The organism is Planktothricoides sp. SR001 (assembly GCF_001276715.1).
Taxonomy (GTDB): domain Bacteria; phylum Cyanobacteriota; class Cyanobacteriia; order Cyanobacteriales; family Laspinemataceae; genus Planktothricoides; species Planktothricoides raciborskii.
In genome coordinates, this window is record NZ_LIUQ01000008.1 from 133105 (window position 1) to 145356 (window position 12252).

The 12252-nt window shown below is 44.5% G+C and carries 16 protein-coding genes, 1 tRNA gene and 1 other annotated feature; of the genes, 10 read left to right on the top strand and 7 right to left on the bottom strand.

Translation table 11 applies throughout. The features are described from left to right. Positions 1–129: 129 nt before the first annotated feature. Together speY and AM228_RS32040 are read right to left on the bottom strand one after the other, a co-directional pair. Entirely contained in the window at positions 130–1344 is a 1215-nt protein-coding gene (speY, locus tag AM228_RS07335; RefSeq protein ID WP_054465503.1) for a deoxyhypusine synthase, read from the bottom strand. Between the two features lie 694 nt (positions 1345–2038). After that, positions 2039–2230 carry a hypothetical protein gene (locus AM228_RS32040; RefSeq protein ID WP_156331605.1) on the bottom strand — a complete coding sequence of 64 codons (192 nt, stop codon included), beginning with the start codon at positions 2228–2230 and terminating at the stop codon, positions 2039–2041. 62 nt (positions 2231–2292) lie between these two features. Between AM228_RS32040 and rplS the strand changes: the two genes are divergently transcribed. The 8 genes from rplS to rplL all read left to right on the top strand — a co-directional run bounded on the left by rplS (position 2293) and on the right by rplL (position 6709). Beyond that, positions 2293–2655 (top strand): 50S ribosomal protein L19, encoded by a 363-nt coding sequence (gene rplS, locus AM228_RS07345; protein WP_054465478.1) that lies wholly within the window; start codon positions 2293–2295, stop codon positions 2653–2655. Between the two features lie 108 nt (positions 2656–2763). Next, positions 2764–2836, top strand: a tRNA-Trp gene (locus AM228_RS07350). Positions 2837–3080: 244 nt separating this feature from the next. Then, positions 3081–3305 (top strand): preprotein translocase subunit SecE, encoded by a 225-nt coding sequence (secE, locus tag AM228_RS07355; RefSeq protein WP_054465479.1) that lies wholly within the window; start codon positions 3081–3083, stop codon positions 3303–3305. Beyond that, positions 3305–3943, top strand: a complete 639-nt coding sequence (gene nusG / locus AM228_RS07360; protein ID WP_054465480.1) for a transcription termination/antitermination protein NusG — start codon at positions 3305–3307, stop codon at positions 3941–3943. The genes secE and nusG overlap by 1 nt, the downstream gene beginning before the upstream one ends. Before the next feature lie 17 nt (positions 3944–3960). Further along, positions 3961–4386 carry a 50S ribosomal protein L11 gene (rplK, locus tag AM228_RS07365; RefSeq protein ID WP_054465481.1) on the top strand — a complete coding sequence of 142 codons (426 nt, stop codon included), beginning with the start codon at positions 3961–3963 and terminating at the stop codon, positions 4384–4386. An 82-nt stretch (positions 4387–4468) separates the two neighbouring features. Continuing rightward, positions 4469–5188: a 50S ribosomal protein L1 gene (gene rplA, locus AM228_RS07370; RefSeq protein ID WP_054465482.1), complete on the top strand. Its 720-nt coding sequence runs from the start codon at positions 4469–4471 to the stop codon at positions 5186–5188. A gap of 70 nt (positions 5189–5258) precedes the next feature. Beyond that, positions 5259–5421, top strand: a sequence feature (ribosomal protein L10 leader region). 58 nt (positions 5422–5479) lie between these two features. After that, on the top strand, positions 5480–6025 hold the full coding sequence (gene rplJ / locus AM228_RS07375; protein ID WP_054465483.1) for a 50S ribosomal protein L10: 546 nt from the start codon (positions 5480–5482) through the stop codon (positions 6023–6025). A 291-nt stretch (positions 6026–6316) separates the two neighbouring features. Further along, the gene (gene rplL / locus AM228_RS07380; RefSeq protein ID WP_054465484.1) at positions 6317–6709 is read left to right on the top strand and encodes a 50S ribosomal protein L7/L12; all 393 of its coding nucleotides are present in this window, start codon (positions 6317–6319) and stop codon (positions 6707–6709) included. A 92-nt stretch (positions 6710–6801) separates the two neighbouring features. On the opposite strand, the gene AM228_RS07385 is transcribed toward rplL, so the two are convergent. From AM228_RS07385 to pdxA, 4 genes are all read right to left on the bottom strand, one after another. Beyond that, positions 6802–8169: a D-alanyl-D-alanine carboxypeptidase gene (locus tag AM228_RS07385; RefSeq protein WP_054465485.1), complete on the bottom strand. Its 1368-nt coding sequence runs from the start codon at positions 8167–8169 to the stop codon at positions 6802–6804. A gap of 171 nt (positions 8170–8340) precedes the next feature. Next, entirely contained in the window at positions 8341–8472 is a 132-nt protein-coding gene (locus AM228_RS36065; protein WP_255353163.1) for a hypothetical protein, read from the bottom strand. 170 nt (positions 8473–8642) lie between these two features. Next, the gene (locus AM228_RS32045; RefSeq protein WP_156331606.1) at positions 8643–8780 is read right to left on the bottom strand and encodes a hypothetical protein; all 138 of its coding nucleotides are present in this window, start codon (positions 8778–8780) and stop codon (positions 8643–8645) included. Between the two features lie 531 nt (positions 8781–9311). Beyond that, positions 9312–10379, bottom strand: coding sequence for a 4-hydroxythreonine-4-phosphate dehydrogenase PdxA (gene pdxA / locus AM228_RS07395; protein ID WP_231636687.1), 1068 nt, complete (start codon positions 10377–10379; stop codon positions 9312–9314). A 116-nt stretch (positions 10380–10495) separates the two neighbouring features. Here pdxA and AM228_RS30760 point away from each other — a divergent pair, with 116 nt between their 5' ends. After that, complete coding sequence (locus AM228_RS30760) at positions 10496–10753, top strand: hypothetical protein (protein WP_156331607.1); 258 nt, start codon at positions 10496–10498, stop codon at positions 10751–10753. Between the two features lie 135 nt (positions 10754–10888). Further along, a complete protein-coding gene (locus tag AM228_RS07400) occupies positions 10889–11443 on the top strand; it encodes a plasmid pRiA4b ORF-3 family protein (protein WP_054465487.1) in 555 nt (184 codons plus the stop codon). A gap of 160 nt (positions 11444–11603) precedes the next feature. On the opposite strand, the gene AM228_RS07405 is transcribed toward AM228_RS07400, so the two are convergent. After that, the gene (locus AM228_RS07405; protein ID WP_054465504.1) at positions 11604–12005 is read right to left on the bottom strand and encodes a Fur family transcriptional regulator; all 402 of its coding nucleotides are present in this window, start codon (positions 12003–12005) and stop codon (positions 11604–11606) included. Positions 12006–12252: the final 247 nt, after the last annotated feature.

Here is a 12252-nt window from a genome sequence, read left to right on the forward strand (position 1 = left end):
CGATGGCGGCCCCACATCCCACACCCTCCCATTCCCCTTGTTAACCAAATCACAAAATAAGCCCTCTTATCTTCAGACAAGAGGGCTTATTTAGATCGAAATTACGATCAAAATTACCGAATCACAACGCTAGGTATGACCATTACGGATGGGGGTTCCGCAAGGATAAGTGGCGACTTGCTTTGGTCTGTGTCCATTTTGCAGAACTTTGGCCAAAGATTTTTCTGGGGATTTTTCCTTTTTCGCCTGTTCAGCCTTAGCCATCAGATAATCCAATTTCAGTTTAGTCACCATTTCCGGGCGGCGATCGTAAAGACGCTTCAGCGGACGAGGGGCGCATTGATGCATCACATACGCGGTCATCAACGGTAAGGCGATCGTGCTGTCGGTGTAGCACACAACCGTATTCGGTAATTCATGGGGATCTACTTTGCCCCAGCTTACCGCTTCACTCGGAGTGGCACCAGACAGACCTCCGGTATCTGGACGTGCATCGGTGACTTGGATAAAATAGTCGTGACCCCGTTCTTCCAGACCCAACACTTCGTGAATTTGCGGCTGGGTTTGCAGCAGGAAGTTTTTCGGACTGCCACCACCGAGAATCAACGCCGCACTTTTACCAGGGACATTCGTGCCAGTTTCCCGCGCTGAGTAGGCGATCGCTGCTGTTTCGTTCACATCCACCGCTGGATCGATAATCAACTGAGAACCTTCTAAAGCCACTGCTGCCACATTCATCCCAATAGAACTATCCCCAGGAGAGGAAGTATAAATCGGTACGCCACATTCATAAGCCGTAGCCAACAAGCAAGAATTTTTAATTCCTAATTGTTTCTCTGTTTCCCAAATATACTTGCCTAACAAATGGTGAAACTCAGCGGTTCCCATCCGTTTTTGGAAAGATTCAGACATCAGCAGGCGACGAATAAATGCATCGGTTTCCAGCAAGACATCGTAATCAAAGATAATGTCATAAATCCGAATCTGTCCGCTTTGCCGCAGCTTGATATCATCCGTAAATGGATTGCCACTATACAGGCTTAAACCCAAGCCATAATGAATATCGTGATACAAATTCGCCCCAGTGCTAATGATATAATCAATAAAACCGTGACGAATCAACGGCGCTAAGGTAGAAACCCCAAAACCCGCTGGAGTCATGGCACCAGACAGACTCAGCCCGACGGTGACACCTTCGCGAAATACTTTTTGCTGGAGCAAATGGCAAATTTCCCGCAAACGCGCAGAGTTGTAAGCGGTAAAATAGCTGTCAATTAAATCGACAATATTAATTTGCTCCGACATGGGAGCGGGGGCAATTTTCAAGCCAAAATTCGGTGACATATTCAACCTCAGATATAGTGCTACAAACAGTTGAGTTGGTTTCAAACCGATCGCGAATCCACACTTTTGCCGGTTCATAACGGTTCATCATCACGGGTCAAAATTGATCGCTGACTGTCTCTAAGGACGGAATTATCCTTGTAGTCAAAGGTCAACAAGCACCCATTTCGTTTCCGATTTGTTTCCGAGTCGCGGTTTTTTGCGTCTGCCGCTTGCTCTGAAGTGATTTTGAACTTATGAAGCCAGAGTCTTTCCAGGGTTTGCGATAACCCGCAATCCCCAGCAAAAACATAGTATGGGACTCAAAAGCTAATCAGGGCTTTGAGCATCAATGAGAAAATTTTTAGGTCTGGATCAACTCTCGTCTCTTTGCATTGCTGTTGAGTTCAGAGTCATCTCACCAGTGGAACTATTGCACTAATAACTGACCAACCTTTCCTAGTAGGTTGATCAGTCACATACTAGGCGCCTCACACCGATTCGTCCAGGAGAGCGCCGGGTCGAAATGTCTTTTCCGCTTGAGTTGAAGATCCAGATACCATAAGGATCTCCAAGGGTAGCCAATTAACGTTGCAATTTTCAACTGTGTTTCTGCCACCTTGTATGAACAACAAATTGATGTCCAATATACTCTATCTGATTCCTAAACGCAATGGTAATTTTTGCATAATTTTTTAAATTTTACATCATATAGTCAAGGATTGACGACATTTTGGCTCGATTTGGCGGGAAATTCCCTGGAAATTCCCTGTAAATCAGGGACGATCGCCCTTAAACTCTTGACTGGATCCGCTCCGACAAAATTGGTACTAGAGATGGTGCTAGAGATGGTGCTAGAGATGGTGCTAGAGATGGTGCTAAAGAAATTATCGAAAACTTTTGGCAAATTACTAGACTTTCTGTCACTCACCGATATATAATGGAAGACTGTGAGTTTTACTTAGGATTATGCACGCTCAAGAAATTATCCGTTCCATTGAAGCGGAGCAACTTAAATCGGATCTGCCGACCATTTATGTCGGTGACACCGTAAGGGTTGGCGTCAGAATCCGTGAAGGCGGTAAGGAAAGAATCCAACCCTATGAAGGGACAGTGATTGGCATTCGCAATGGTGGCATTAATGAAACCATTACCGTCAGACGGATTTTCCAAGGTGTTGGTGTAGAGAGGGTATTCCTGCTCCATTCACCTCGCATTGAAAGTATTAAGGTGGTGAGTCGCGGTAAAGCCCGACGCGCCAAACTTTACTATCTGCGCGATCGCGTTGGTAAGGCAACTCGTCTGAAACAGCGCTTTGATCGCCCTGTATAACCTTAACTGAAATAAAACGATCAAATTTATTGATTAGATCGTTGACAATCGGGCAAGTCTATACTAAACTGGAAACATTGAGCTACGGTTGAATTGAATTCAGCGTGTGCGCTCTTAGTTCAGTTGGTAGAACGCAGGTCTCCAAAACCTGATGTCGGGGGTTCAAGTCCTCCAGGGCGCGCTGAACCATCGCTCTATAAAGTCTGCCCGAAAGTGTGTTAAGTGCTAGGTCATCTAGTCAACAACAACCAATACTTTCGGGCAGATTGGCGATCGCGTTGGTTCAAAAGCGCAAAAAACACTTAAGGATCATCAAGTCAAAAGTCTTGGGTAATTTGTCCGTCAGTCTGCCGTGAATCACGGCAAGCCGGAATCAACAAAAAACCAAAAGTCTTGGGACTCTTAACTGGAAGAGGGAAAAAATTGTGGCCAAGAAAACCGAAGCAGAAATTCAAGATACCCAAAAAAGCGGCTTTGACCCAGCAGGCTTTTTTGATCAAACTAAAGAGGAACTCGCTAAAGTAGTGTGGCCTTCCCGTCAACAGGTCATTAGTGAGTCTGTTGCCGTCCTATTAATGGTGATTCTCTCAGCAAGCTTAATATATCTAGTTGATAATTTTTTCGATTGGGCAGCTAAACAGGTGTTCTGATGACTTTTGCATCGGACGAATCAGGATATTCACCAGAACAGGAAAGTCTGGATCAAGAATCAGTGACCCCAGTCAATCAGGGTCGCTGGTATGCCGTTCAGGTCGCTTCCGGCTGTGAAAAGCGGGTAAAAGCCACCTTAGAACAGCGGATTCAAACCCTGGATATAGGTGACAGAATTTTTCAGATAGAGATTCCGCAGGTAGCTGCTGTCAAAATTCGTAAAGATGGCAAGCGGATGCCCACAGAGGAAAAAATATTTCCTGGGTATGTGCTTGTGAAGATGGCGATGGACGATGAAAGCTGGCAGGTTGTCAAAAATACCCCCCATGTGATTAACTTTGTCGGAGCCGAACAGAAGCGCAGCTATGGTCGAGGACGTGGCCATGTTAAACCCATGCCCCTTTCTCCGTCTGAAGTGCAACGCATCTTTAAACAACGGCAAGACTCCGAGCCAGTTGTTAAAACTTCCCTGGCTCCCGGAGAAAAAATTGAGGTGATTTCAGGCCCCTTCAAAGACTTTGACGGCGAAGTTATTGAAGTCAGCCCTGAGCGTAGTAAACTCAAGGCCCTACTCTCTATTTTCGGACGGGATACGCCAGTGGAACTGGAGTTTAATCAAGTTCGCAAATTGAGCTAAAGTAGCAAATACAATCAATGGCAAAAAAAGTTGTTGCGGTAATTAAGTTGGCTATTACGGCGGGAAAGGCCAACCCAGCACCTCCAATCGGCCCGGCTTTGGGTCAGCATGGCGTTAATATTATGATGTTCTGCAAAGAATACAACGCCAGAACTGCGGATCAAGCAGGTCTAGTGGTGCCAGTGGAAATCAGTGTCTATGAAGACCGCAGTTTCACATTTGTTCTGAAAACCCCGCCAGCATCGGTTCTCATTCGCAAGGCGATCGGGATTGACAGAGGTTCGGGCGAACCAAACCGGACAAAAGTTGGCTCAATTACCAGAGCGCAACTCCAGGAAATTGCCCAAACCAAAATGCCCGACTTAAACGCGAATGATATTGAAGCAGCCACCCGAATTGTGGAAGGTACTGCGAGAAATATGGGTGTAACCGTTGTTGATTAAACAACTCAGAGTTAACAACCCAAATTCCCTTGAAAATTTAGGGGGAGAGTCCCTGACTCGCTAGTGACCCCAGGAGAGATAAATGCCAAAAAAAGTATCTAAAAGACTACAAGCCCTCAAGAAAAAAGTTGAGGAGCAACCTTACGAGCCTTTAGAAGCTCTCAAACTGTTAAAAGAAACGGCAACAGCCAAGTTTCCTGAATCTGCCGAAGCGCATATTCGTTTAGGAATTGATCCGAAATATACCGACCAACAATTGCGGACTACTGTAGTCCTGCCAAAAGGAACTGGTCAAACGGTGCGTGTAGCCGTGATTGCTCGTGGGGAAAAAGTCCAAGAAGCCACGAATGCGGGTGCTGATGTTGTCGGTTCAGAAGAACTGATTGATGAAATTCAGCAAGGCCGGATGGACTTTGATAAGCTAATTGCCACCCCGGATGTGATGCCCCAAGTGGCTAAGTTAGGGCGATTACTCGGTCCGCGTGGTTTGATGCCATCCCCCAAAGGTGGAAGCGTTACTTTTGATTTGGCGGCGGCGATTAATGAGTTTAAAGCTGGTAAACTAGAGTTCCGCGCCGATCGCACGGGGATTGTCCACGTTCTATTTGGCAAGGCATCCTTCTCAGCGGAGGATTTATTAGTCAATCTGAAGGCATTGCAAGATTGTATTGATCGTAACCGTCCTTCAGGGGCTAAAGGTCGCTACTGGCGCAGTTTGTATGTATCCGCCACAATGGGTCCATCTATTGAAGTGGATATTGCCCTCTTGCGTGACCTAAAAGCAGAAGCGACTGTTGCCTAATATTGTTGGCATATTGTTGGCATATTTTTGGCATATTTTCGGAGTGTTCAATTACAGCAAAAATTTGATTCCAATTAAATAAAAGCAGCCGAAAAAAGCAGGAGCCAAAAGCTTAATTGCCTGCCGAGGTTTATGCGAGAATTTCTAGGTAACGCGATCCGGAGTTGATTGTCCAGATCGCACCAGAATTATGTGTAACCCTGGCAGCATCGCTGGGGTTTTTGATTTTGGAGGCGATAAAATTTTGGGATCTGAAAGTCTGAAAAACAGCCGACGAGGAGGTGAAAACATTTGCCCAGAACAAAGGAAGATAAACAGGCCATTGTGGCCGATCTAAAACAGCTTTTGAGTGAGTCCCAGATGGCAGTTGTCATCGAATACAAAGGACTTTCCGTTGCTGAGATTACCAATTTGCGCCGCAGCTTGCGACCCAGTGGCGCAGTTTGCAAAATCACCAAAAATACCCTAATGAAACGGGCTGTTGATGGTGATCAAAAGTGGGAATCGATCGAACCATTACTCAAAGATGCTTCGGCATTCCTGCTGCTCAAAGATGATTTGAGTGGGGCTATTAAGGCTTATAAAGAGTTCCAAAAAACTACCAAAAAAACCGAACTTCGGGGTGGGGTTTTAGAAGGAAAACTCTTGACTGAAGCCGATGTGACGGCGATCGGTGACTTGCCCTCTAAAGAGCAACTCTACGCCCAAATCGCTGGCGCTCTCAATGCAGTTACCGCCAAGGTTGCTATTGGCATCAAAGAAGTTCCGGCTTCGATCGCCCGTGGTCTGCAAGCTTATGCGGACAAAGACAACAAACAAGAAAGCGATGCAGCTTAATTGTTGTTTGTTGATGGTTGTTAAGTGTTAGTTGTTAGTTGTTGGTTGTTGATTGTTGTTAGTTGTTAGTTGTTGGTTGTTAGTTGGGTAGGGATTCTTTGTTGGTTGGTTGTTTGCTTGTTTGCTCATTAGTCATTAGACAAACGGCAAAGAACAAACAACAAATAACAAATAACAAACAACAAATAACAAATAACAAACAACAAATAACAAACAACAAACAACAAACAACAAACAACAAAAAACTAATAACCATTACCCGAAAAAATTACTATCTAAGGAGTTAATCTAATGTCTGCTGCAACTGATGAAATTTTGGAAAAGCTAAAAGGTTTGACCCTGCTGGAAGCCGCTGAACTGGTTAAGCAAATTGAAGAAACTTTTGGTGTTAGCGCTGCTGCCCCTGTTGGTGGCATGATGATGATGGCCCCCGGTGCTGGTGCTGCCGCTGCTGAACCAGAAGAAGAAAAAACCGAGTTTGATGTGATCCTGGAAGAAGTTCCCGCTGATAAGAAGATTGCTGTTCTGAAAGTGGTGCGGGCTTTGACCGGCTTGGGTCTGAAAGAAGCTAAAGATTTAGTTGAATCTGCACCAAAAGCAGTTAAAGAAGCTGTGGCTAAAGAAGCCGCTGAAGATGCTAAGAAGCAACTGGAAGAATCTGGTGCTAAGGTCAGCATTAAGTAAGCTTGAGTTGAATTATTAAAGCTTGAACAAAAGCTTTAACCAAAGCTTGAAAAAAGGAGCCTAAAAAAGGCTCCTTTTTCTTTTTTTTGCGTTTAAGTCCCGGATGGTTTGATAATTTCTGATTTTGAGTTTTTGCCGTTTTTCCAAGCGGTAGGACTGACTTCTGGTGGGGGTGATGCGACGGATCCCCATTGAGTTAAAAGTCCTTGAAGTAAGTTGTCTTGTTGATTGCGAAAACCATCAAGTTCGCCGCCGATGTTCATAATTGCCATGCAGATATTGCCCTGATTTTGGGTGGGGATGACTCCCGCTAAGGTACTGACACGATCTAGGCTGCCAGTTTTAATAATAGAAAATTTGGGAATGTTGCGGCTTTCTAATACTCCTAAGTCTTGGCCGACAATGGCAACCACATCGGCGATCGTCATGTTATAAGGTTGAAGATAACGCTCTAAGGCGAGAAACATTCCACAAGCAGCGCGAGGGGAAATGCGATTTTCTTCTCCTAAGCCAGAACCGTTGATGAGTTGAATTTCTTGAGGGGAAACTTCGGCGGCTTGGGCGGCTTTTTGGGCGACGATTTGTGGGCCACCGACGGCGTTTGCCAGCATATCCGCCATCATGTTGTTGCTGTACATATTCATTAGTTTGACCAGTTCGCCCAGGGGTTTGGAATAGTGGCGGACTAGGGGCTGAAGGTTTGCCGGAGGTGCGGGGATGACTTGGACCGCCCCTTGAATTTCTATTTGGGGTCTTGGGGTGTCTGGAGGTAAGGCGAGATATTGAGTTTCCGCTTCTTCTGGCCAAATGTTGCTATTCAGTCCGAGTTTGAGGAGGTTGCCGGAGGCTTCGGGGTCTAATTCATAGTTCATGTAAAATTTGCCGGTGATGATTAGGTTGCCGGTGATTTTTTTGATGCCGATTTGGTTGAGGACGTTGCCAAGGGCGATCGCTTCTTCCCAGACAAAAAATGGGTCTTCACCGCCTTGAATGACTAAATCTCCATTGAGTTGGCCATTTTGTATCGGGCCTGTGGCAGAAATTACGGTGCTAAATTGATGTTCGGGGCTAAATGTTTGTAATACGGCGATCGTGGTGGCGATTTTGGTGACGGAAGCAGCAGAGAGGGGGACGGTTCCTTGATGATTGGCTAATAAAGTTGTACCCGACTGCATCCAAACCCCTTGATCCGTTGCGGCAAATCCTTGGGCGGCTAAATTGTTGATATATTGCTGGATTTTGGCGTTGGTGGTTGGATCTGGGTTGTCTGGGGATACGAGTAAGGGTTTAGGCGGTGCTTTCGGGGGTTCTGGTTGCGGAGTTTGGGGAGCAGAGGAGTTGGGGAGCGGGGGAGAAGAACTATTTTGAGGAGGTTCTGCTTGGGGGGTACATCCAGTGATTAATGCCAAAAATGTCAGGGAGATTAGAGCTAGTTTTGGTCGATTGTTGAAAATTACCATGTGGTTTGAAGGATGATTTATCAGCAGTAGGCGATCGCGCCTTTGCCAGTGAACAATTTTCTGGAAATTTTAGCCTAATATCAGGATTTCGGTGAGTCTCTGGTTCTATGAGTTAACCGAGGGGAAGCAAGGTCAATCATTCCCCATTGATTTTCTCACCCATTGATTTTCTCACCCATTGATTTTCTCACCCATTGGCACATCAGACCGGGTATAAGTCCAAATTCCTCCTGGTTCTAAAGTCAACAGCATATTATCGGGAGTAAAAAATTCCCAGAAAGAAACATCACAATCATCTGCCAAGTTTGGGAATAGTTTTAACTCACAACCATTGCTAAAACCAATAGTTAACACTAAGTCGGGATAGTGGGTTTCAAACTTAGTAATAGTTGTACCTTCAAGGATTTTTACTTTTGACTTAAATAATTCAACATTTTCGGCGGAACTGGTTAGGATATTTCCGGGGGCAGCAATTAATTGCCGGTCTGTACCCCTAGTAGCAAATTCCCATTCTCTTTCTTCTTGACCTGCGATCGCTTTCGACTGGCAAGCAATTCGATCACCAATTTATAAACGGAGTTTATCCCCATAGCTAATAATAGTTTGACCACAGGTTTTTCCTAAAAATTTATTAAAAATATTTATCATAAAATATCAATACTGATTTATTGTAGCAATAATTTTTTATACTGGGTATAATACAGCGGTTTCGCCCCTACTGAACCACCGTAGGGCGAAGCATTCCGTAGGGGCGAATGGCCATTCGCCCCTACATTAATATTTTCAGCATCGAGCTTCTGCCGGAATGCTTCGCCCCTACAGATATTTCTGGTTTATGCAATAGAAAATTGCTGTAATCATGGTTTTGGTGGGACGACGGCGCGGCTTCCCAGTTCTGGGTTTTTGCCGTCAAATTATTGCCGCGCCTAACGCACCCTACGAATAATATTAATACTTTCTTTGTGTTTTCTTTGTGTCCTCTGTGTCTCTGTGGTGAAATATTAACCTCTTACCCACAGAGACACAGAGAAACACAGAGACCATCATCAACCTTGTTTGTGTTTTCTTTGTGTCCTCTGTGTCTCTGTGGTGAAATATTAACCTCTTAACCACAGAGACACAGAGAAACACAGAGACCATCATCAACCTTCTTTGTGTGCGGCAGAGTTATGTGGTACAATATCCATCGCTAACTCTAAAGCAGCTTTCATACTTGCCCCATTTGCTAACCCTTTTCCGGCAATATCAAAGCCAGTGCCATGATCGGGAGAGGTGCGAAGAAATGGTAAACCAATTGTTGTATTCACTGCTCGATCAAAGGCCATTAATTTAACCGGAATTAACCCTTGATCGTGATACAATGCTAAGTAACCATCATGGCCATAATTGCCTGTACCAAACCAAGTTTGTGCCGGTTTCACCCAGAGGGTATCGGGAGGAATTGGGCCATCGAGTTGGACATGAGGATAGCGATCGCGCATTTCCTCCAACCAGGGAATTAACCAGTCTTTTTCTTCCGTACCCAATTGTCCGTTTTCGCCACTGTGAGGATTTAAACCAGAAATGGCAATCTTGGGTGTTTGAATGCCAAAGTTTTGCTCTAAGCATTCCACAAATAAGTCTAATTTTCGACTTAATAAATCTGGGTTGAGGGTGTCCGGAACTTGACGCAGGGGAATATGGGTGGTCGCTAACAATGTCCGCATTGTCCAGCCACTATGGGGGGACTTAGCCACAAATAACATCCCGAACCGATTGACTCCAGCGCGTTCGGCTAAGAGTTCCGTTTGTCCGGGATAATGATGACCGGCAGCTTTCCAGCAATGTTTGGCGATCGGGCCTGTGACTATCGCGTCAAATTCTCCTGCTAGAGTATGGGCGATCGCGGTTTCCAGATAAGCAAAACTAGCCGCCCCACTTGCCGCATTACCCATACCGGGGGTTATTTTATCTACATCGATATCAATATCGATCATCTGTAGCTGTTCTGGATCAATCGCCTTCTGCATCGTAATAGTAGAAGCCCTTAGCTGCTGATAAGTCTGCTGCAAAATCTGCCGACTTCCCACCACGGTAATTTCGTCTAATTTTGTCAACTTGCTTAACGCTTTGAGAATCACCTCTGGGCCAATTCCCGCTGGATCCCCCAGGGTCAAAGCCAGTCGAGGGGCTGGCAGCTTCATCTCGGCAGTCTCTATATTTGGCGTCATGGCTAAACTTCCTTTTTTTTAATGCCAAAAGTCTTAATAACTTAATAAATTGATAGCTTTGGACAACACAGTGTAGGGTGTGGGGCTTTTGGGGTGTAGGGTGTGGGGGGGGGAAAGTGAAAAGTGGTAGGGGCGAATGGCCATATAGCCTGACGGCATGGGCTTCGCAAGGACGCCCGTACAAAAGAAATATCACTATTTACTATTTACTATTTACTATTTACTATTTATTATTCACTATTCACTACACCCTACACCCTACACCCTACACCCTACACCCTAGACCCTACACCCTAGACCCTACACCCTACACCCTACACCCTACACCCTACACGACGGCGGCTTCCCCTCACACCCCGTTCCCTCATAACTGAAGGCTAAATGCTTGCTAATATTTTTCCATAACTATGATACGATTTATAAATGACAGTTATTTCTCGTCAATTGGTTAATTTTCCAAAAGTAACCAAGATTTTATGGTTGTATTTTAACGGTAAAAACTCAAAAAAATGAAAACTGACAGTGAGTTTATTTATCAAATACAAGTAACCCTAAAGGATAGTGACCCACCGATTTGGAGAAGAATCCAAGTTCCCAGTCATATCACCCTGTATAGATTGCAGCGTGTGATGCAAATTGTCATGGGTTGGGAAAATTCTCATCTCCATGAATTTATTATCAATGGCACTTCCTATGGTGAATCTCACCCAGAATATGGCTTGGAGATGAAAACCGAAAGACGGGCGAAGTTAGACGATCTGGTTCCCACAGAAAACACGGAGTTTATTTACAAATATAATCTCGATGAAGAATGGGAACATCTTATGTTGGTGGAAAAAATTCTTGCCCCAACTCCAAAAGTGCATTACCCTCTCTGTTTAGAAGGAGAACGGGCTTGTCCTCCAGAAGATTGTGGGGGTATTCTTGGTTATAAGGATTTGTTAGAAATTCTGCAAAACCCAGAAGATCCCGAATACGAAAGCACTGTGGAATGGCTAGGAGATTTTGATCCCAACGCTTTCGATCTCGAAGCAATCAATCACGAGTTGAAACATATTCGTTAGACATTCTTGGTTCTTTGTTGTTGGTTCTTTGTTGTTGGTTCTTTGTATGCATATCCTTTAATGAGTGATTAAAAACTAATAACAAAGAACTAATAACTAACAACTAATAACAAAGAACTAACAACTAACAACTAACAATTAATAAACAAATATCAATTAATTATTGTTGATGGGGGTTGGAACCTAGCTGACAGCGATCGCACATCCCAAAAAATTCCAGGGTATGATAAAAAACTTTAAAATGATGTAATTTTTCCAGTTCCGTTTCTAAATCGTGAACCGGACATTCATCAATGGCGATCGAATCCCCACAATGTAAGCAAGTTAAATGATGACGATCTTCTTTAATGCAACTATAAACAGACTCACCGTTACTCAAAGTCCTCACTTGTACAACCCCTTCAAGTTTCAACGCTTCTAAAGATCGATATATAGTTGCCAAGCCAACGGCTTGGTCTCGTTGGCGCATTTCCACATAGATATCTTGAGCCGAAACCGCTTGCTGAAGACTTTTCAGGAGAGTGAGAATTCGATCCTGAGAACGGGTGCGTTTAACTTTCATTCCAATAATAAAATCAATTAATAAAATCAATCGGTAATCTCGGTGCTTTCGATAGTAACCTAATGATGGATATCGGGGATGAAACGCTTTTGAATCAAAAGAGGTTTCATCTAGGGAGTTTTAGGGAGTTTTTCTTGCCCAATGCTGGCTGATTTTTAACCGCACTATAACAGAAATCTTCCGCAGAAAAAACATATAGCGCTTCGTGCAGAGGAGCGGAGGAGCAGGGGTGTGGGGCCGCCATCGG